Source organism: Vibrio fluminensis, assembly GCF_015278125.1.
GTDB lineage: Bacteria > Pseudomonadota > Gammaproteobacteria > Enterobacterales > Vibrionaceae > Vibrio > Vibrio fluminensis.
On the sequence record NZ_JADILO010000034.1, the window covers coordinates 13,470 to 33,513 of the forward strand.

16 protein-coding genes are annotated in these 20,044 nt (G+C 45.1%); 8 read left to right on the forward strand and 8 right to left on the reverse strand.

What is annotated here, in order from left to right; genetic code table 11:
• The first annotated feature begins 21 nt into the window (after window positions 1-21).
• The gene (locus IRQ95_RS18240) at window positions 22-819 is read left to right on the forward strand and encodes a helix-turn-helix transcriptional regulator (RefSeq protein ID WP_194438587.1); all 798 of its coding nucleotides are present in this window, start codon (window positions 22-24) and stop codon (window positions 817-819) included.
• 120 nt (window positions 820-939) lie between these two features.
• Window positions 940-1,617 (forward strand): LysE family translocator, encoded by a 678-nt coding sequence (locus IRQ95_RS18245; protein ID WP_194438589.1) that lies wholly within the window; start codon window positions 940-942, stop codon window positions 1,615-1,617.
• A 1,160-nt stretch (window positions 1,618-2,777) separates the two neighbouring features.
• On the opposite strand, the gene uvrD is transcribed toward IRQ95_RS18245, so the two are convergent.
• On the reverse strand, window positions 2,778-4,952 hold the full coding sequence (gene uvrD, locus IRQ95_RS18250; RefSeq protein ID WP_194438591.1) for a DNA helicase II: 2,175 nt from the start codon (window positions 4,950-4,952) through the stop codon (window positions 2,778-2,780).
• 256 nt (window positions 4,953-5,208) lie between these two features.
• Between uvrD and IRQ95_RS18255 the strand changes: the two genes are divergently transcribed.
• The 4 genes from IRQ95_RS18255 to IRQ95_RS18270 all read left to right on the forward strand — a co-directional run bounded on the left by IRQ95_RS18255 (window position 5,209) and on the right by IRQ95_RS18270 (window position 7,622).
• The gene (locus tag IRQ95_RS18255) at window positions 5,209-5,463 is read left to right on the forward strand and encodes a BufA1 family periplasmic bufferin-type metallophore (protein WP_075647746.1); all 255 of its coding nucleotides are present in this window, start codon (window positions 5,209-5,211) and stop codon (window positions 5,461-5,463) included.
• 68 nt (window positions 5,464-5,531) lie between these two features.
• Entirely contained in the window at window positions 5,532-6,395 is an 864-nt protein-coding gene (bufB, locus tag IRQ95_RS18260; RefSeq protein WP_194438593.1) for an MNIO family bufferin maturase, read from the forward strand.
• Window positions 6,392-7,162 (forward strand): HvfC/BufC N-terminal domain-containing protein, encoded by a 771-nt coding sequence (locus tag IRQ95_RS18265; protein ID WP_194438595.1) that lies wholly within the window; start codon window positions 6,392-6,394, stop codon window positions 7,160-7,162. Before bufB ends, IRQ95_RS18265 begins: the two co-directional genes overlap by 4 nt.
• Before the next feature lie 10 nt (window positions 7,163-7,172).
• Window positions 7,173-7,622: a DoxX family protein gene (locus IRQ95_RS18270; RefSeq protein WP_123781017.1), complete on the forward strand. Its 450-nt coding sequence runs from the start codon at window positions 7,173-7,175 to the stop codon at window positions 7,620-7,622.
• A gap of 525 nt (window positions 7,623-8,147) precedes the next feature.
• Here IRQ95_RS18270 and prlC read toward each other — a convergent pair.
• The gene (gene prlC / locus IRQ95_RS18275) at window positions 8,148-10,190 is read right to left on the reverse strand and encodes an oligopeptidase A (protein ID WP_194438596.1); all 2,043 of its coding nucleotides are present in this window, start codon (window positions 10,188-10,190) and stop codon (window positions 8,148-8,150) included.
• A gap of 269 nt (window positions 10,191-10,459) precedes the next feature.
• Between prlC and IRQ95_RS18280 the strand changes: the two genes are divergently transcribed.
• Window positions 10,460-11,299: a 23S rRNA (adenine(2030)-N(6))-methyltransferase RlmJ gene (locus IRQ95_RS18280; protein ID WP_194438598.1), complete on the forward strand. Its 840-nt coding sequence runs from the start codon at window positions 10,460-10,462 to the stop codon at window positions 11,297-11,299.
• A 246-nt stretch (window positions 11,300-11,545) separates the two neighbouring features.
• On the forward strand, window positions 11,546-12,901 hold the full coding sequence (gorA, locus tag IRQ95_RS18285; protein WP_194438600.1) for a glutathione-disulfide reductase: 1,356 nt from the start codon (window positions 11,546-11,548) through the stop codon (window positions 12,899-12,901).
• Between the two features lie 76 nt (window positions 12,902-12,977).
• Here the strand turns inward: gorA and IRQ95_RS18290 are convergent, their stop codons facing one another.
• The 6 genes from IRQ95_RS18290 to IRQ95_RS18315 all read right to left on the reverse strand — a co-directional run bounded on the left by IRQ95_RS18290 (window position 12,978) and on the right by IRQ95_RS18315 (window position 20,041).
• On the reverse strand, window positions 12,978-13,913 hold the full coding sequence (locus IRQ95_RS18290) for an SPOR domain-containing protein (protein ID WP_194438643.1): 936 nt from the start codon (window positions 13,911-13,913) through the stop codon (window positions 12,978-12,980).
• A gap of 282 nt (window positions 13,914-14,195) precedes the next feature.
• Complete coding sequence (locus IRQ95_RS18295) at window positions 14,196-15,842, reverse strand: phosphoethanolamine transferase (protein ID WP_194438602.1); 1,647 nt, start codon at window positions 15,840-15,842, stop codon at window positions 14,196-14,198.
• Window positions 15,839-16,207 (reverse strand): diacylglycerol kinase, encoded by a 369-nt coding sequence (locus tag IRQ95_RS18300; RefSeq protein WP_194438604.1) that lies wholly within the window; start codon window positions 16,205-16,207, stop codon window positions 15,839-15,841. The genes IRQ95_RS18295 and IRQ95_RS18300 overlap by 4 nt, the downstream gene beginning before the upstream one ends.
• Window positions 16,208-16,385: 178 nt before the next feature.
• Window positions 16,386-17,324, reverse strand: coding sequence for an ABC transporter permease (locus IRQ95_RS18305; protein WP_194438606.1), 939 nt, complete (start codon window positions 17,322-17,324; stop codon window positions 16,386-16,388).
• Window positions 17,325-17,326: 2 nt separating this feature from the next.
• Window positions 17,327-18,304 carry an ABC transporter permease gene (locus tag IRQ95_RS18310; RefSeq protein WP_194438608.1) on the reverse strand — a complete coding sequence of 326 codons (978 nt, stop codon included), beginning with the start codon at window positions 18,302-18,304 and terminating at the stop codon, window positions 17,327-17,329.
• A gap of 186 nt (window positions 18,305-18,490) precedes the next feature.
• Window positions 18,491-20,041: an ABC transporter substrate-binding protein gene (locus IRQ95_RS18315; protein ID WP_194438610.1), complete on the reverse strand. Its 1,551-nt coding sequence runs from the start codon at window positions 20,039-20,041 to the stop codon at window positions 18,491-18,493.
• Between the last annotated feature and the right edge of the window lie 3 nt (window positions 20,042-20,044).

The window sequence follows — 20,044 nt, forward strand, 5'->3', positions numbered from 1 at the left end:
ATTTCACCAAGCTTTTTTATTATGGAACACGCCAATTATCGCAATACCATCAGTGAGTCGATCAATTTGATTGATGCGCGCTATCAGCATTTTAGCTTTCAGCGCCACTATCATCTCGACTTCCATATTGGTTTGATAACTCAGGGCGAACAAAAGTTTCATCATCAAGGCACTACCCATCACGTCGGGCAAGGACAAGTGGTAATCATGCAGCCTGATGAGCTACATGATGGTCACTCGGTATTGGACAGTGGCTACCAAACCAAAGTTTTTTCACTTGATCCACACTGGCTCTCAGAGCTGGCGAATGATAAAGCAAGCGAGCAGGTTGTAACCTTCCGCCAATCCGTGCTCAGCGAACCGGCTATATTCAAACAGCTTTACCAACTGCACCAATTACTTGCTAACGATAACCTAAGCCAACTTGCGAAAGACTGCCTACCACTGGAAGGGTTTGAGCAGCTTTTCAAACACTACGGCTATGGTCAGCCTCCGCAAGTACAAAAATTAGGTACTCAATCAAGCGAGATTCTCAAAGAGTTTATTTGGCACCATATCGACCAACCAATTAGGCTCGAACAATTAGCGACTCTATGCGAACTGACCCCAACTCAGTTCCAACGCCACTTTAAAGCTCAAATGGGTATGACGCCATACGCATGGCTAACTCGCCTGCGTCTCGAATACGCGATGAAACTGTTGCGTGAAGGTCAAAGTGCCACTCAGGTCGCTCACCACGTTGGTTTCTACGACCACGCCCACTTTACGAAAGCATTCAAAACCAATTTTGGTGTCACCCCAAAACAAGTCGCTCCTTAGTATCTCGCAAAATCAGTGATCATAATTTACAAGCTTTGCTTACTGTAACGCCCGATAATAACCCCATCTCTATTTACCTAATCAAACAGCAACCCACGTTGCTGATGTAGAAATGTTGTTATGAACGAAATTACTATTCTTGCTACCTTGGCGTCGGTTCACTGGATCGCCTTAATGAGTCCCGGTCCTGACTTTGCTTTAGTGGTACAGAACACCACACGCTATGGTCGTCAAACCGGACTGTACATCGCACTTGGCCTCTCGTTTGGCATTCTACTGCATTCAATATTTAGCCTGACGGGGGTCAGCTACCTGGTACAGCAGCACCCTGGATTGTTCGCGATTGTGCAATTGCTTGGTGGTAGCTATTTGCTTTACTTAGGTTTTGGGGCCTTACACGGTTTATGGCAAAGCCGAAATGCTCCACAAAACCAATCAAACGAGCTCGCAACATCTGGGCACTACTTGTTAGCCAGCAAGCGCCAAGCTTTCTCTCGCGGCTTTGCCACTAACATTCTCAATCCTAAAGCGTTGGTGTTTTTTGTCAGTCTAATGTCGAGCTTAGTGCCTGTGGGTATGTCTTGGGGTGGAAAAGGCATCGCACTGGTGATTTTGTGGGGATTGTCATTGGTCTGGTTTTCTCTACTTGCTTGGCTACTTTCCAGCTCTCGACTGCAAAAGAAAATGCAAAATGCAGCAAAATATATCGATGGCGCATGCGGAATTATGTTCTCAGTGATTGGTTTTACTATTTTATTTAGCTCTATAGCAGATATCACCACATTGCTAATCGGATAGTCGGTCATCGATCAGCCCGCATCCTTGTGCGAGATCTCTTACAAAAGGATGCGGATATTTCGTATTGTCGCTCAGATAAAATGACAAATAAAACAATAAGCCATTGTTAAATAACGATTTAATTTAATCTCAATCAGATGTTAACAAAGAATATGCGTTTGCAGAGATTGTTCTGATGCGAGAAAAACGTAATATTAGTCCTGTCGGAAGGATACTGACACGGAACAGGAAATTACCACGGATTAGGTAGTCTTCAGGAAGAAGAGACGGTTATTCAGGATGAATAGTCGGGCATGGAAAGCAAATTGGACATTGAACGGACGCAATAGTGACTAGGATGGTTGCTACTAAGGATGGGAAATGGACACCTCTGGACGAGGCAAGGACTGAACATCAGGATGATGTCATGGACACCGCTCAGGGACCAAGTGATGAGAGCTAACGAGGATTGTTAGCAGACCAGGATAAGGTCAAGGACACCGCTAGGACGGCGACGAAAGGATTATGCTGAAGGACTACAGCACACTATCATGGATTTGATGCATGGAGCACTTTTAGTAGCCGGATTGCTGCGAGTAAGACTATAACCCCGATGGGCTTTTGCCCTCGGGGTTTTTCTTTTTCTTCTACCTGCCTATTTCTTGCTGCTGCGTTGTTGGCTGCTTTCTCTCCTCCCATCACATAGCAAACTATGCTCAGGGATGTCGTTCAATTGCCGCCTAGCATCAGCTGCAAATAGATTGGTAGGTACGGTATTGCTCAGGGGATTCGCTTATTTATCGCCTAACTAAAACTTCCTCTACTTTGAAGTGTCACGTTCTAAGACGAGAATAATCGACAAAATTACCTACAAATAAATTAGTAGGCAGCACATCGAATTTTACAGTAGAGCACTACTCAAGCTCCCTATTCGGAATAGCCATCTTTTGCCACAAACCATTGCTCAATATGATCAGCTAAATCTGTACAGCTAAAAAGTTTTTTGCTCATGACAAGCGAATTAGATCAGTTAAAATCGATCATATTAAATCATTTAATAACAACAACTTAATTAATACTCATTACTTGATGTACAGCTTTTTGAGCTTTTAGACACCCATAGGCCAAATACTAAAAAAGCGTGCCAATGCACGCCTTTTTAATTCAATCATGTCTGCTGATTAGAGTTTTTCTAATCGCGCGTAAGCGGTGACTAGCCACTTAATGCCTTCACCATTAAAGGCGACTTGCACACGGCTTTGTGGACCACTGCCTTCAAAATTAATGATGGTACCTTCACCAAATTTAGGGTGTAGTACACGAGAGCCTAGACTAAATCCTGTTTCGTTGAAGCTCTCTTTCACCACAGTTTGGCTAAAGCGGCCAGAGCTCGTAGGGCGGCTCACTTGCGCTTTCATACGTACTTCATCTAAGCAGCTTTCTGGCAACTCTTTGATAAAGCGCGATGGTTTGTGATACTTATCTTGGCCATACAAACGGCGCATCTCAGCGTAAGTGATGTAGAGTTTTTCCATTGCACGAGTCATGCCTACGTAGCAAAGACGGCGCTCCTCTTCCAAACGACCTGCCTCTTCCGCAGACATTTGGCTTGGGAACATCCCCTCTTCGACGCCAACCATAAACACCATTGGGAACTCTAGACCTTTTGCACTGTGTAGCGTCATTAGCTGCACCGCATCTTCGAACTCATCCGCCTGACCTTCACCCGCTTCTAATGCAGCATGAGTCAAGAAAGCAGTGAGTTCACTCATCTCATCCGCTTCTTCAGGTTTTTCGAACTGGCGCGTTGCAGTCACCAATTCTTCCAAGTTCTCAATACGCGCCTTAGATTTTTCACCCTTCTCTTGCTCGTACATTGCGAACAAGCCCGAGTATTTAATCACATGGTCAGTTTGTTGATGCATTGGCATTTCACAAGTGTCATCTTCGAGTGCGTTGATCAACTCAATAAAGCGGCTTAGCGCACCAGCAGCACGGCCTGTCAGCACTTGCTCATCAATTAGAGCGATACTGGCTTCCCATAAAGTACAACCACGATCGCGCGCTGCAAAACGGACCGTCTCTAAAGTTTTGTCACCCAAGCCGCGCGTTGGTGTATTCACAATACGCTCAAACGCCGCGTCATTATCACGGTTATTAATCAAACGCATATAACCTAATGCGTCACGAATTTCTTGGCGTTCGAAGAATCGCATCCCACCATAAATTCGGTACGGTAGGCCCGCTTGCAGCAAAGCTTCTTCCAGCACACGTGACTGGGCGTTATTACGGTACAACATGGCCGTATCGTTCAGTGCTCCGCCTTTGTCTTGCCATTCTTTAACTTTACCAACCGCAAAACGCGCTTCATCCAATTCGTTATAAGCAGAATAGACAGAAATTGGCTCGCCAACATTGCCGTCAGTCCACAGCTCTTTACCCATACGCTCAGTGTTATTGGCGATCAGAGTATTCGAGGCTTCTAGAATGGTTTTAGTCGAACGGTAGTTTTGCTCCAAACGAATGGTATTTACACTTGGAAACTCAAGGGTGAATTTTTCAATATTCTCAATTTTCGCCCCGCGCCAACCGTAGATAGATTGGTCATCATCACCAACGATCATCACGCGCGTATCTGGACCTGCCATCATGCGTAGCCAAGCGTATTGGATATTGTTGGTATCTTGAAATTCGTCGACCAAAATATGCTTAAAGCGCGCTTGGTAGTGTTCACGAATTGCCGTCTTATCACGCAATAACTCGTGAGTTCGTAGCAATATCTCCGCGAAGTCGACTAAACCTGCACGATCACACGCTTCTTGATAAGCGCTATAGAGCTGCAAATAGGTCTTGGTCACAGGATCGTGATAGGCATCAATGTGCTGCGGACGCAGACCTTCATCTTTCTTGCCGTTAATCCACCAGCAAACTTGGCGAGGTGGCCACTGCTTTTCATCCAGGTTTTGCGCTTTGATCAAACGCTTGAGCAAACGCTGCTGATCATCACTATCAATAATTTGGAAATCTTCCGGTAGCTTAGCGTCTAAGTAGTGTGCGCGCAGAATGCGATGACAGATGCCATGGAAAGTACCATTCCACATCCCCGATGCACTGCCCATCATCAACTCTTCGATACGCCCGCGCATTTCTGCTGCGGCTTTATTGGTAAAGGTTACCGACATAATCGAGAAAGGCGACGCTTGCTCAACAGACATCAGCCAAGCAATTCGGTGAACAAGCACACGAGTTTTACCACTCCCTGCTCCAGCAAGAACAAGCAGGTTTTCAATTGGAGCTGCAACGGCTTGACGCTGTTTATCGTTTAGACCGTCGAGAAGTAAAGAGGGATCCATCATGGCTAAGCTACTGGTTATTTATACATAAAAGTTGATTATAACCTAAACAGCTAGGTGATATATGCAGAAAACCGAGAATTTTTTTCCATTTTTTTATTGCTTTCCCATCAAACAATTAGATAACAATTTTGCATCATTTGGCTAGCAAAAATAAATTTTATGAAAGTTTTCTGGCGGCTTTTCTATCCTATTAAGTGAGCAAACTGTTGAACAGTCTGCCAAATTTAATCAAGGAAATCAGTCTGAGGAATCTACTATGAAAAAGTCTAATCTAGCTGTAACTGCTGCAATCACGGGTCTACTGGCTATGGGTACGCTTACGGCAGCACCAGCGGTCGCTGCTGAAAAAGAGAAATGCTATGGCGTATCTAAAGCCGGTAAAAATGACTGCGCAACCAAAACCAGCTCATGTGCTGGTACCGCTAAAGAAGATGGTCAGAAAGATGCATTTGTGGTGGTTCCGAAAGGTCTATGTGAAAAACTGGTTGGTGGTAGCACAGAGTCAGCTTAAGTCTTGTATGACGCGCTGAGCTCAACGGCGCGTCATCTCTTTCATGCCATTTTTGCTAGGGATCAACCGTGACGACGACATACTTTCACCCATCAATCGGAGTTGGATTACGCTCACCACATATCGACTATTTTTTAACTGAGCCTGCGCAACTCTCTTGGCTCGAGATCCACAGTGAAAACTATTTTAAGCCAGATTCCATTGCTCGCCAGCAACTGCGCCAAATCCGCAATCATTACCAAATAAGCTGTCATGGTATTGGTTTATCACTGGGTAGCGTAGAACGAGTGAATCCGCTGCACATTAAACAGCTATGTCATTTAGTCGATGAAATTGAACCTATCTTAATCTCTGATCATTTAAGTTGGAGTGAAAATGGCGGGCACTATTTTAACGACCTACTGCCTCTACCCTATACGGAGGAAGCCTTAAGCGTGTTTTGTCGCAATGTACTGGAAGTGCAAGACGCACTTAAGCGCCCACTGCTAGTCGAGAACCCATCGAGCTACGTAAAATTCGCCCACTCCACCATTACTGAATGGGAGTTTCTCGCTGAAGTGCAACACAGAACCGATTGCCGATTGCTGCTCGATTTTAACAATATTTATGTCTCCTCCTTCAATCATGGCTTTAGCTGCGAAACTTACCTCAGCGGCATTCCAAGCCATGCTGTCGATGAAATTCATTTGGCAGGTTTTACCGTTAAACAACTAGAAAAAGGCGAGATTTGGATTGATACCCACAGCCGCCCTGTCAGTGATGAGGTTTGGCAACTATTTCAAAATTGGATTCACCACAATGGTCCACGACACACACTCATTGAGTGGGATTTAGATATTCCAACGCCAGAGGTATTGCTCGGCGAGGCACGTAAAGCGAGCCAAATCCTAATTGGTTGTGAGACAAAAGAGTCATTCAAGGAGGCGCTATGAAGCTTGCTGAGCTGCAACATCAATTCGCTAGCGCCTTACACTACCAAGCGAAAGGTGAAGAGTGCCAAATTATCAGTGACCACTTTACTGCAGACGAGCGCATGCAGATCTACCGCAATAACTTCGTGATGAGCTTAAGTGAAGTTTTGGAGGCAACGTATCCTATGGTGAAGGCTCTCTTGGGAGAAGAGTGCTTCGCGCAAATCGCGCGCCACCATGTGCTTAATTACCCTTTGACCAGTGGCGATGTTACCCATTATGGCGAACATTTTGACCAGTCACTCAACACTTTTCCTACGGTGATCCAAGCCGCTCCTTATATCGGAGACGTGGCTCGTTTTGAATGGGGATTGGATTTAACACAACAAAGATTTTCGCGCCAACCGCTCGGCAGCCACACTCTCGACCAACTTGCCACATTACCTGTCGAGCAGCATGGTCAAATTCGTTTTCAGCTCCATCCAGATGTCGTGTTATTTACTAGCACCTATGCCACTTTTGCTCTCTACCAAGCGATTTACCACAATCCAGATGAGCTTGCCAAGCTGGATATTCAACGTCCACAACAAGGTGTATGTGCTTGCAATCAAGCAGGAGAATCCTGGAATCTTGCGGTTGAAGAAGAGGTCTATCAACTGCTTACCAGCATCGCTAAAGGGCTCACCTTACAAGAAATCGACCCCGTTTATCTCACTGCCCTCAATCAACTGATTGAGCTCAATTTGATTGCTGGATTTTCCTTATCCCAACAATCAAACCCAAGTTAAGGAGAACACCATGACCACCAAAACCATGCTTGAGACCTATGATGATCTGATCGGCAAATTGCAATGCGTGTTCGTTCCACTCCTGTTATTGTTTTGCCGTTTGTGGGTCGCTTGGGTGTTTTTCAATTCCGGCTTAATCAAAATCAGCTCATGGGATAGCACCCTCTACCTCTTTGAGTTGGAATACCAAGTGCCACTATTGCCTTGGGAATTAGCCGCGTATATGGGGACTGCCGCCGAGCTTATCCTGCCCGTATTTCTCGCATTCGGCTTACTCACTCGCCCAATGGCAGCCATCTTGTTTGTCTTCAATATTATCGCGGTGGTCTCTTACCCATTACTGTGGGAAAAAGGCTTCTATGACCACCAGCTATGGGGCTTAATGATCTTAATCGTCATCGTTTGGGGACCCGGTCCAATATCCCTCGATAAGCTGATTAAATCCAAGCTACAAAACTGATTGCCTAACCACCAACGCATCGCTCCTAAACGCAAAAAGCCTTCCAACCGGAAGGCTTTAATATTTCTAATCAATCTAATTCAACACTCAGCCAAACTAATTGGCGTTGTAGCTAGGCGTCCAAGAAGCAAAGCCTCACTAAACTTAACCATTCCTTTAAAAACAGTGACTAGAAGTGAAACTGCTTCACACTGACTTGGCAAACCAATTACCAAGCCAAACTAGTTGGCGTTGTAGCTAGGCGTCCAAGGAGCAAAGCCTCACTAAACCTGACAATTCTCAAAGCAGTTGAGAGTTTCTGCTAGGCAGCAAAGTTTCGCTATCTAGGAGCATAGAAAACTATTCTTTTAAGAACAGTGACTAGAAGTGAAACTGCTTCACACTGACTTGGCAAACCAATTGCCAAGCCAAACTAGTTGGCGTTGTAGCTAGGCGTCCAAGGAGCAAAGCCTCTGAACATAGACAAACTATGTGATGAGGTTTGCGAGCGTAGGACAACAACGCTACAGCGCCAAATAGGCAGGGTTAGGCTAGGATACCTGAGTGGCGTAACAAAGCATCAATCTCCGGCTCTCTGCCACGGAAACGCTTAAACAGCTCCATCGGCTCTTCACTACCGCCCATCTCTAGGATGTTATTGAGGAAGCTTTGTCCAGTCTCTTTGTTAAAGATACCTTCCTCTTCAAAGCGTGAGAACGCATCTGAAGAAAGCACTTCAGCCCATAGGTAGCTGTAGTAACCTGCGCTGTAACCACCTGCAAAAATATGGCTAAAGCTGTGCGAGAAACGGTTCCACTCTAGACCTGGTAGTACGGCGACTTTCGACTTCACCTCGGCTAACGTTTCTAGCACGCGAGGGCCGACTTCTGGGTCATATTCTGTGTGTAGCGTGAAATCAAACAAGCCAAACTCTAGCTGACGCAGAATAAACATCGCAGATTGGAAGTTCTTCGCCGCGAGCATTTTATCGAGCATCTCTTTTGGTAGTGGCTCACCGGTCTCATAGTGACCAGAGATAAACGCTAGCGCTTCTTCTTCCCAGCACCAGTTTTCTAGGAACTGACTTGGTAGCTCTACCGCATCCCATGGCACACCATTGATACCTGACACCGCGCCGGTATTCACTTGCGTTAGCATATGGTGGATACCATGACCAAATTCGTGGAATAGCGTCACTAACTCATCATGAGTAAAGAGCGCTGGCTTATCACCGACTGGTTTATTGAAGTTACAAGTTAGGTACGCCACTGGCGTCTGTAGCTCACCATCCAGTGTGATACGGCGACCACGACAGTCATCCATCCATGCACCGCCACGTTTGTGCTCGCGCGCGTACAAATCAAGATAGAAGCTACCACGCAGTGTCTTCTCACTATCAAAGATATCGAAGAAACGCACTGACTCATGCCAAGTATCGACCCCTTGACGCTCAGTCACTGTCATGCCGAAGACGCGGTTCAATACTTCAAATAGACCACTCACGGCTTTCTGCTCTGGGAAGTAAGGGCGCAGCTCTTCATCAGAAATTTGGAACAAGTGCTGCTTCTGTTTTTCGCTGTAATAAGCAATATCCCAAAGGTTGAGCTCAGAGACACCAAATTCACTTTGAGCAAATTGACGCAACTCTTCCACTTCACGCTCACCTTGCGGTTTTGCTTTGGTGGCTAAGTCATTGAGGAAGCCAAGAACCTGCTCTGGCGTTTCCGCCATTTTGGTTGCAAGTGATTTTTCACTGTAAGTGCCAAAGCCAAGCATACGTGCAATTTCGTAACGCAGTTTAAGCTTCTCTGCGATGATTTCACTGTTGTCCCATTTACCGGCGTTTGGACCGCGATCAGATGCGCGCGTTACGTACGCTTCGTACAACTCTTGGCGCAGCGCTTGGTTATCACAGTAAGTCATCACGGGTAGGTAAGATGGGATATCTAACGTCAGTAGATAACCATCGAGCTCTTTTGCCTGTGCGGCAGCTTGGGCTGCTGCAAGTGCAGACTCTGGCATACCCGCTAACTCTTTCTCGTCTGTGATGTGCTTAGTCCAACCCATGGTTGCATCGAGCACGTTGTTTGAGAATTGCGAGCCGAGCTCAGACATACGTTTGCTGATCTCGCCGTAACGACGTTGCTCTTCAGCTGGTAAACCAATACCCGATAATTCAAAGTCACGCAGTGAATCGGTAATGGTTTTTTGCTGCGCTTGGCTTAGTGTGGCAAAGGCATCGCTACTCTTAATCGCTTTGTAAACATCAAACAAACCTTTGTGCTGACCAACCCAAGTACCATACTCAGATAAAATTGGTAGGCAGCTTTCGTACGCTTCGCGCAACTCATCGCTGTTCATCACTGAGTTCATATGGCTCACTGGTGACCAAATGCGGCTTAGGCGATCATCCATCTCTTCAATTGGCGCAACAACAGACTCCCAAGTTGGCTCACTAGCGTCTGCCATTACTTGCTCAATTTTGTCACGGCAATCGCTAATCGCTTGCTCGACTGCAGGCTTGATATGCTCAGGTTTGATCTGAGAGAAAGGCGGTAAGTCGGTAAAGGTAAGAAGCGGATTAGACATAATGCATTCCTTATGTTTGCACAAAGCGAACTGACGAGTTCGTTTGAAATTTAATAATCACGTCTATGTTAAATATAGGTAAGTTAAGTGATTTTCAATAGTCATCTCGATGATTATGCTCACAAGCCAAGCGAAATAACGGCGCTGGCTAAGCAAAAAACCGGCTTAGGCCGATTCGCCAATACTGCCCCTAACCCTCACTTAGGTATATACTAAGCGCAATTGTTAATCCTAAGATCATGGTCAAAAGACCGTTTCGAGAGTGTCCCTTGCTGAGTTATCGTCACAGTTTTCACGCTGGCAACCATGCCGATGTCGTAAAGCACATTGTGCAAAGCCTTATCCTTGATGCCCTAAAGCAAAAAGATAAGCCTTTTGTTTACCACGACACCCATTCTGGTGTGGGTCGCTATGACTTAACCCACGAATGGTCAGAGAAAACCGGTGAATACAAACAAGGTGTTGCTCGTATTTGGGATACCCCAAATATTCCTGAAGATATCAAAAGCTACATTGACTCGATTAAGACGCTTAACAACGGTGATGCTCTGCGTTACTACCCTGGCTCACCACGTGTTGCTCGTGCGCAAATTCGTCCACAAGACCGCATGGTGCTCACTGAACTTCATCCAAGCGATCATCCATTACTTGAGCAAGAATTCGAACGCGATCACCAAGTCAGCATCTACAAAGAAGATGGTTTTAAACGCTTAAAAGCGAGCTTGCCACCGCAAGAGCGCCGCGGTTTAGTGCTGATTGATCCACCATATGAACTCGCGAAAGAGTATCGCGATGTGGTTCAAGCGATTTATCAAAGTCATAAACGCTGGGCGACGGGCATTTACGCAATTTGGTACCCAGTGGTAAATCGCTGTGATATCGAAGATATGATTGAAGGCTTAGAAGGGCTTGGTATTCGCAAGATCCTACAAATTGAACTCGGTGTCTCTCCAGATACCAACGAGCGCGGCATGACTGCATCCGGCATGATTGTAATTAACCCGCCTTGGAAACTAGAGAGCCAAATGCAAGAAATCTTGCCATTCCTGCAAGAAGCGATTGCACCGGTAACAGGTCACTGGAAAGTCGACTGGATTGTGCCGGAATAATCCCATCACCTTTAGAACGCAGCGATTCTTCTCGCTGCGTTTTTTTATCCGCTTATTCCTCTTTATATGACTCTCATCGCTATTTGTCATAAGCAATATCACTTTTTCCCATTTAGCAAATTGCTAGATTCGATTTATGATAGCAACATAGGATCGATGGCAATAGATATGGTGATGTTGAGTTAGCAACTACCCACCCCAATGTAACTATTGTCAGACAAAATTAATAAGCTCTTGGAGAAAGTAATGGCGACTCATTTTGACTATATCTGTATTGGTGGCGGCAGCGGCGGCATCGCATCAGCAAACCGTGCAGCAATGTATGGCGCTAAGGTTGCTCTGATTGAAGCAAAAGACCTAGGTGGTACATGTGTAAACGTAGGTTGTGTACCTAAAAAAGTGATGTGGCATGGCGCGCAAATCGCAGAAGCGATGAACCTATACGCACCAGATTATGGTTTTGATGTCGACGTTAAAGGCTTCGACTGGAGCAAATTAGTCGAAAACCGTCAGGCTTACATTGGTCGCATCCACCAATCTTACGACCGTGTGCTTGGCAACAACAAAGTAAACGTAATCAAAGGCTTTGCTAAGTTCGTTGATGAGAAAACGGTTGAGGTTGATGGCGAACTATACACCGCTGATCATATCCTTATCGCCGTCGGTGGTCGCCCTACTATTCCAAACATTCCAGGCGCGGAATACGGCATTGATTCAAACGGTTTCTTTGACCTAGCAGAGCAACCAAAACGTGTTGCTGTGGTTGGTGCAGGTTACATCGCAGTTGAAATTGCTGGCGTACTGAGCGCACTTGGCACTGATACACACCTATTCTGCCGTAAAGAATCACCACTACGTAGTTTTGATCCAATGATCATCGAAACATTGGTAGAAGTGATGAACGCAGAAGGCCCAACTCTGCATACACACTCTGTACCAAAAGAAGTAGTGAAAGAAGCGGACGGTAGCCTGACACTGCACCTAGAAAACGGTGAGAGCCAAAACGTTGACCAGCTCATTTGGGCTATCGGTCGTCACCCTGCTACCGATGCGATCAACCTGAGTGCGACTGGTGTAGCAATCAACGAACGCGGCTACATCAAAGTAGATGAGTACCAAGCAACTAACGTAGCTGGTATCTACTGTGTTGGTGACATCATGGAAGGCGGCATTGAACTAACACCGGTTGCGGTTAAAGCGGGTCGTCAGCTTTCTGAGCGTCTATTCAACAATAAACCAAATGCGAAGATGGACTACGCGCTCGTTCCAACAGTGGTATTTAGCCATCCGCCAATTGGCACAATTGGTCTAACAGAACCTGAAGCTATCACTCAATACGGCGAAGAGAACGTTAAGGTTTACACTTCTGGCTTTACCGCTATGTACACAGCAGTAACCCAACACCGCCAACCATGCAAAATGAAACTTGTGTGTGCTGGCGAAGATGAAAAAGTTGTCGGTCTACACGGCATTGGCTTTGCAGTCGATGAGATGATCCAAGGCTTTGGCGTTGCGATGAAGATGGGCGCAACCAAAGCAGATTTCGACTCAGTTGTGGCTATCCACCCAACGGGTTCAGAAGAATTCGTTACGATGCGTTAATCGCTGAGTTAATCAACAACATTAGCCATGCTCCATTTCAATGTGCATGGCTTTTTTATAAGCGCAATTTAGACAACTAGCCTACACACATTACATTCAATAGTGACTTACCTGATGTCGTTGTCATCTTGCCACTAGTAAACAAGGCTGAGTTTTCTGCTCCCCAATATGGCAGATACATTGGCCATTGATTACTTTGCATTACATCGGCATCCAACAATGTTTGCCATTGCTCTCTACTTGGCACTTCCATGTTCAATGCATGACACACCTGACTCGCTTTAGCAAAATTGAGTCTTGTCCACGGTTTATCATATTCCATATAAAATTGATCATCACCGAATGGTAGATAAGGCACTTTAAAAGATAAGTCACCAATCTTTATTTCGCGACGAATCGATATCTCTAACTTGTTTTCCGTAGTCGGTGTAAGTACTGGTGTCGCTTTTACCGCCGTAACCTTCTGAGGTTTGACAGGTGGAATCAAAGTGGTTGTTTGACGCGCTGGCGCGGTCTTCTCAACTGGCGTGTGCTCTACGGCTTGAGTCTTATTCGTCTTTTTGACCGCAGGCGCTCCCTTTACGACTTCACGAATAAATGCCTGCTCATAGGATTTTAGTTTTTTGACAGCCTGAAGTTCTTTACTCGCTGTCGCAAAATCTTGATATGGGCCTATCAAACAACGTGCGTTTTTACCTTCAATTTTCCCCCAAACATCAGTAGAAATATGCTGATAAATCACTTTAGCTTCATCAAGAGACAAGGGTTTGGACAACACGCCACATTGAATCCAGAAAGTTGATTCACTCCCTCTCGGCTGCTGTTTTCCCCATAAACCCTTACCTATTGGACAAGAAGAGGTTAACAAGGGCAACTCATGAGTTGATGCTTGAGTCGCATCACATAGCACCTCTTGAGCGTTCACAGGCAAAGCAAAGTAAGCACTACCTAACACCAGCATCGTCAGTAAGTTGGCGCGTACAGCAGATTTCGGTAGCAAATTAATATCCATATTGGTTATTCGACCTTTGTTGTTATTAAGTTGGCGCGGATTCTTGGGCAAAAGAAAACTACTCATATTAGAGTAACTTGTATAAGAAACGTTCCTTTTAAAAACCATACTCCCCCCACCAGTGACACTTATACCAGCAAAACACGTGTCACTATATTGTAAAATCATTAGCGTTGAGAAAATGTGAATGCAAAAAAAGAGCCGTAAATAAAACGACTCTTAGTTTAGGAAATCTCACCGTTCTAATTCTTAGGCTTCGATCACTGTTTAAAAGCTAAACGACTAATTTTTTATACGGCAACTAGCAAAAATATCGAGTTTTGGCTGATAAACCTTACTACTCACGTCCATCACGCCCAATAAGGAGTGAAATAAATTGTCATGTGAATGGGTCTCCGTCAGCTTAGCCTGCTGTTTTAAACAATCGATATCAATGTTTTTTGTGGTTTGAAATCCTGGTGACATCCAAACGATTAGGGGCACGGTTTTTTGATAGTCAGGGGCAATTGCATACGGAGCACCATGCAAAAATAATCCATCTTCCCCTAACGACTCACCATGATCTGAAAGGTAAATTAGCGCGGTATTGTACTTATCCTCCAGTTTGGTTAATCGCTCAATCAACTGACTTAATACATAATCGGTATAGCGAATCGTATTGTCATAGCTATTGCGAATTTGCTCCTCACTGCAGTTTTCAATATCCGCTCTTGGGCAATCAGGCTGGAAGAATGCCATCTCTTTAGGATAACGCTTGTAATAAGTTGGACCATGACTGCCAATTAAGTGCAGCGCGATCATGCGGTTACCTGAAAGCTTCTCCACATTCTGTTCAAAATTTTCCAACAGCACCATGTCATAACAAGTATTGCCATCACAGGTCGCATCAACGCGATGACGATTCATCATTTGACGCTCAATGTGCTTGGCGACCGTCTTGTCCCCACCATCGTCATCTTCCCATACCATACCAATGTCAGCACGCTTAAGAATATCAATCGCATTGTCTTGGTTCACCGCCACATCATGATCATAGTTATCATGAGTTAATAGAGAGAACATACAAGGCAGAGAAACCGCCGTTGCCGTGCCGCATGAGCGTACATCTTGAAATGAGACAACATCTAATTTTTCTGTGTAAGGGTTGGTTTCACGCGGGTAACCATTGAGCTGATAATTCTGTGAGCGCGCGGTTTCACCAACCACCAGCACCAATAAAGTCGGCTTAGTCTTCGCCATTGCTAACGCTTCAGTGGATTGATGAGCATCCACTCCCAATTCTTTATATGGAACAGGGGTATAAAAATAGGTTTTGTTGATGTACTTAACCGTCGCGCCAACAAACTGAGTGGGCACGATAACATGCTTCAAATAGCTATTATTACGCCCAACGGATGCATAATCCTGATAGTAAAGGCCAGCAATCAGTACAATGACCAACAATGAGGTCGCCATAGATGCGAACTTAAAGCCCAACAATTTCAGCCAAGATTGTGACCGTATCGGAACCACCGCTAATAAGAGCGCTGGCAAAAGACCTAAGGCGACAAACCATACTACCGAATAAGTGCTCAAGTAAGCGTTCGCTTCGCCGCTATCGGTTTGCATAATATTAGTGATCATATCTGCATCAAAAATAGTGCCGTAATTAAACCCGGCATAGCTCACCAAAGCAGATGAAACCAGTAATAAGATAAAAAAAGGTTTGGTGAAATACGGCCAGCTAAACAGGTTAAAAATAAAGTTTAGTGCTGCCCAGAAGAAAAAGGGGATCGAAATAATAAAACCAAGGTGCACCGTCTCCATTTGGCTAAAAATATGTTCCAGCTCTTTATAAATTGGCAAGTTGAGCACCAAAGCAAAATAGAGCGCCAGCAGAGCGGTAATCGATAGATAAGATAATGAAAAACGACGACGAGATTGCATCATACTAGTTGCTCCACAATAATCGAGCCCCAAGTGAACAGTGCAAGTAACAGAGCCACCAACACGGCCGCGGAACCAATATCTTTAGCCCGACCACTGAGTTCATGCCACTCAGAACCCACTCTATCAACCACTGCCTCTATAGCAGAGTTTAGTAGCTCTACGATAACAACAATGGCAACACTACCAATCATCAGTACTCGCTCAACCACACCGACGGGTAAGCAGTAAGCCACAATCGATAAAATAGCGAGTAGAGCCACCTCTTGACGAAACGCCGCTTCGTGTTTCCATGCCGCTCCAAGTCCCTTTATCGAATACCCTGTCGCATCGACGATTCTTGCTATACCTATTTTTCCTGGTTTCACTTGCTACCTACTTCTCTCTTTTCGTGCTATCGCACAGATTGACGAACTGAATCTCAGACAACAATTTTCATCTATTTTTGATGAGAGCGGGCAAAAACAAAGATTTCATATTTAAAACGCAAAATACAGGCATTAAAAAACCGCGAATTAACGCGGTTTTTTTCATCATGGTTAGTCATTAACCTTTATAAAGTTTTGGGTTAAATACATCACGTAGCCAATCACCTAACAGGTTAATCACTAGAACTAGCGTCACTAACACAATACCTGGGAAGGCAGTTATCCACCATGCACCAGAGAAGATGTAGTTAAAACCAATGCTAATTAGCGCACCCAGTGATGGCTGATCGACTGGCAAGCCCAAGCCGAGGAAAGAAAGTGCCGCCTCAGACATAATCGCATTTGCCACCTGAACCGTTGAAATAACCAAAATTGGCGATAAACAATTTGGCAGAATATGGCGAAACATAATGCGAGGCGCTTTAAAGCCCATTACGCGAGCCGCTTCCACGTACTCTTTCTTCTTCTCAGCCAAAACCGAAGCTCGGATAGTTCGTGCATACTGAGGCCACTCGGCAATACCAATAATCACCACCAGCATCACAACAGCATATTGACTATAAAACTCACTGCCAAAGCTCGCTTTAAATATCGCGGAGACAATAATCGCAACCATCATAGTAGAGAAAGACAGCTGTACATCAGCAAAACGCATCAAGAAACTATCAATACGTCCGCCAAAGTAACCCGCAGATAAGCCAATCACGATACCTAAAATTAGCTGCAAACCTACCGCTAAAAAACCAATAGTCAGCGATAGACGTGAGCCATAAAGAATCGTCGAAAGAATATCGCGCCCTTGTTCATCCGTACCGAGTAAGAAGCGTTCATCCCCCTCTTCCATCCATGACGGTGGTAGCTCTGAGTCCATTATATCAATTGAGCTAAGATCGTATGGGTCAGTCGGTGAAATAATCGGTGCCGCCAGTGCGAGTACCAAAAACATCATAAACACGGCGAAGCTAAACATCGCCACTTTGTCACGTAAGAAATAGTACAGAAAATCTGACTGTTTAAATCGCTCCCAACGAGAAGGAGCCGTCACTGTTTGTTCCATGGTTATGCTCCTTTTCCTGTTAGGTCCACTGTTGGGTTAATTAGTCCATATAAAAGGTCGACGATAGTATTGGTGACCACGAAAATTAACCCGACAAAAATGACATAAGCAGTAATCAACGGTGTATCAACACGGTTGATCGCCTCGAGGAACAAAAAGCCCATTCCCGGCCATTGGAAGACCGTTTCGGTCAAAATGGTATATGCCACCATAGTACCGATTTGAACACCGCCCACCGTGAGTACCGGTAACATGGTGTTCTTCAATGCGTGCTGGTAGTAAATCTTCTTCAGATTAAGCCCTTTTGCTTTCGCGAATTTAATGTATTCCGAGCTCAAAACCTCAAGCATTTCAGAGCGAACCAGACGAATAAACAACGGCAACATAATCGAAGCCAAAGAGATACAAGGCAGTATTAAATGAGAGAGACCATCGAGGGTAAAAAAGCCTGACTCCCAACCAAGAACATTGGCCGTATCACCTCGCCCATAGGAGGGTAACCAGCCGAGCTCAATAGAAAAGACATACATCAACATAATCGCGGTTAAGAACACCGGGATCGAAATACCAACACTACTCATCGCCATAATGATTTTGGTAAATACACTTTTCGGATGAATCGCTGAGTAAACGCCTAAAGGAATAGAAAAAACAATAATAATTAACGTCGCACCAAACACTAACTCGAGAGTGGGTACTAACTTATCCAGAATGACTTCTGCTGCTGGACGCTTGAAAAAATAAGAAGTGCCTAAATCGCCTTGAAGTGCATCACCGACAAAGCGGGTGTATTTTGTAATGAAGGGATCGTTCAAGCCGAGCTCGTCACGTAAGGCTTGGCGTTCGGATTCGGAAACCGATTGACCAACAAGCTCACGTAGCGGATCACCCAAGTTATCTTGAATGGCAAACGCCACTAAACTGATCACAAACATCACTATCAGTGCCTGAAACAGGCGCTTGACCAGAAACGAAAACATTCCTTGCCCCTTTAACTTTCCATAGAAATCTAATCGCACTCCTGTGCCAATTAGATAATCAGTCTAGAATTCGGTACCTAGCTCGACTGAGTAAAGCTAGGTACCTCAAAGCTGACAAGAATGGCTAACCATAAGAGCTATCAAACAGCTTAGCCAAACTCGTTAAGCAAAATTACTGCACAACGCTTACTTAACCACTAAGTCGCCAAAGTATGGGAAGTTCATACCATTAATGATTGGTTGAATATCCACATTACTTTTCGCTGCCCATGATGGATCTTGCCAGTGTAGTGGTACAAACGCCGCTTCATCATAGAGCGTCGCTTCAACTTGTTTTAGCATCTCTCCACGTTTTACCAGATCCGTTTCCGTATTCGATGCTTCAACTAGCTTATCCACTTCGGCATTTGAGTAGTAACCACAGTTGTACTGACCTTTGCCTGTTTCAGCGTTACGCGTCATTGCTAGGAACTCAGTAAAGTTACCTGAATCTTCCGTATCTGGGTGCCAGCCAATCATCAACATGTCAGCGGCACACTTATCAAATTCAGGCCAGTACTGTGCTTTCGGCATAGTTTTTAGGTCAACCTTGATGCCAATTTTCGACAGCATTGCCGCCGAAGCTTGTGCGATCTTGTCATCGTTCACATAGCGGTTGTTTGGCGCCATCATCGTAAGCGTAAAGCCATCTTCATAACCCGCTTCTTTCATCAGCTGCTTAGCTTTTTTCAAGTCATAACGTGGTTTCAGATCTTCGTTGTAACCCGCATAACCAACTGGACTCTGCTGAGCCGCCGCCGTTGCTGCGCCCTTCATGATTTTTTTAACGATACCTTCGTTGTTGATTGCGTAAGTAATCGCTTGACGAACACGGACGTCTTTCAGCGCAGGGTTACTGTTTTGGTTCATTTGGAACGTGATAACGCGAGTACCCGGCATCGTATACAGATCAACACTGTCTGCACTCTTGATACGTTTGTAATCATTTGGAGAAACTGGAGCAATCATATCCACATCACCAGAAAGCAATGCCGCAACGCGCGTCGCGTCTTCTTTGATTGGCACTAATGTAATCTTATCGACGTTACCGGCATCCTTATCCCAGTAATCCGCAAAACGCTCAAATTCAACCTTAACGCCTTGCTCACGTGAAGTGATCACAAATGGACCAGTACCAGAAACGTTAGTCGATGCAAACGAGTTACCGTGCTTCACTAGCTCTGCTTTATCTTTACCATCTTCGGTCTTACCGGTGTAGAACTTGCTGTCCATAGGGAAGATGTAGGTTGCCACGTTTTCAATCAGTGGGTAGGTACCATCTGTCTTAACTTCTACCGTGTAATCATCCACTTTGGTTAGTGACACTAGCGGACCAAAAATACCTTTAAAGTCTGGAGAGCTCTTCAAACGGTTGAAAGTCCAAACCACATCTTCCGCTGTCAGTTCATTTCCCGAGTGGAACTTCACCCCTTTACGAAGATTGAAACGCATTGTCTCGTTATCAACACGCTCCCAAGACTCTGCCAAGCGCGGCTCAAACTTCATCTCTTGGGTAAAGCGAACTAGTGGGTCAAATACCATGTGCGACATTTGCAGAGTACCGCCTGATAGCTGCTCATGCGGATCAAGAGATACCGGATCCGCGTCATAAGCCACTGTAATATCAGCTGCGGCTGCACTTAAGCTCAAGCCTGCAGCCATCAATGCGACTGCGATTTTGCTCTTCATGGTTTTCATTGC

What these genes read in the sequence shown, in the direction of transcription:
- gorA (WP_194438600.1), top strand. Translation starts at nt 11,546, where the DNA reads ATGGCGACTCATTTTGACTATATCTGTATTGGTGGCGGCAGCGGCGGC.
- IRQ95_RS18290 (WP_194438643.1), bottom strand. Translation starts at nt 13,913, where the DNA reads ATGGATATTAATTTGCTACCGAAATCTGCTGTACGCGCCAACTTACTG.
- IRQ95_RS18255 (WP_075647746.1), top strand. Translation starts at nt 5,209, where the DNA reads ATGAAAAAGTCTAATCTAGCTGTAACTGCTGCAATCACGGGTCTACTG.
- IRQ95_RS18270 (WP_123781017.1), top strand. Translation starts at nt 7,173, where the DNA reads ATGACCACCAAAACCATGCTTGAGACCTATGATGATCTGATCGGCAAA.
- IRQ95_RS18315 (WP_194438610.1), bottom strand. Translation starts at nt 20,041, where the DNA reads ATGAAAACCATGAAGAGCAAAATCGCAGTCGCATTGATGGCTGCAGGC.
- IRQ95_RS18240 (WP_194438587.1), top strand. Translation starts at nt 22, where the DNA reads ATGGAACACGCCAATTATCGCAATACCATCAGTGAGTCGATCAATTTG.
- prlC (WP_194438596.1), bottom strand. Translation starts at nt 10,190, where the DNA reads ATGTCTAATCCGCTTCTTACCTTTACCGACTTACCGCCTTTCTCTCAG.
- IRQ95_RS18305 (WP_194438606.1), bottom strand. Translation starts at nt 17,324, where the DNA reads ATGGAACAAACAGTGACGGCTCCTTCTCGTTGGGAGCGATTTAAACAG.
- uvrD (WP_194438591.1), bottom strand. Translation starts at nt 4,952, where the DNA reads ATGATGGATCCCTCTTTACTTCTCGACGGTCTAAACGATAAACAGCGT.
- IRQ95_RS18295 (WP_194438602.1), bottom strand. Translation starts at nt 15,842, where the DNA reads ATGATGCAATCTCGTCGTCGTTTTTCATTATCTTATCTATCGATTACC.
- IRQ95_RS18245 (WP_194438589.1), top strand. Translation starts at nt 940, where the DNA reads ATGAACGAAATTACTATTCTTGCTACCTTGGCGTCGGTTCACTGGATC.
- IRQ95_RS18310 (WP_194438608.1), bottom strand. Translation starts at nt 18,304, where the DNA reads ATGTTTTCGTTTCTGGTCAAGCGCCTGTTTCAGGCACTGATAGTGATG.
- IRQ95_RS18265 (WP_194438595.1), top strand. Translation starts at nt 6,392, where the DNA reads ATGAAGCTTGCTGAGCTGCAACATCAATTCGCTAGCGCCTTACACTAC.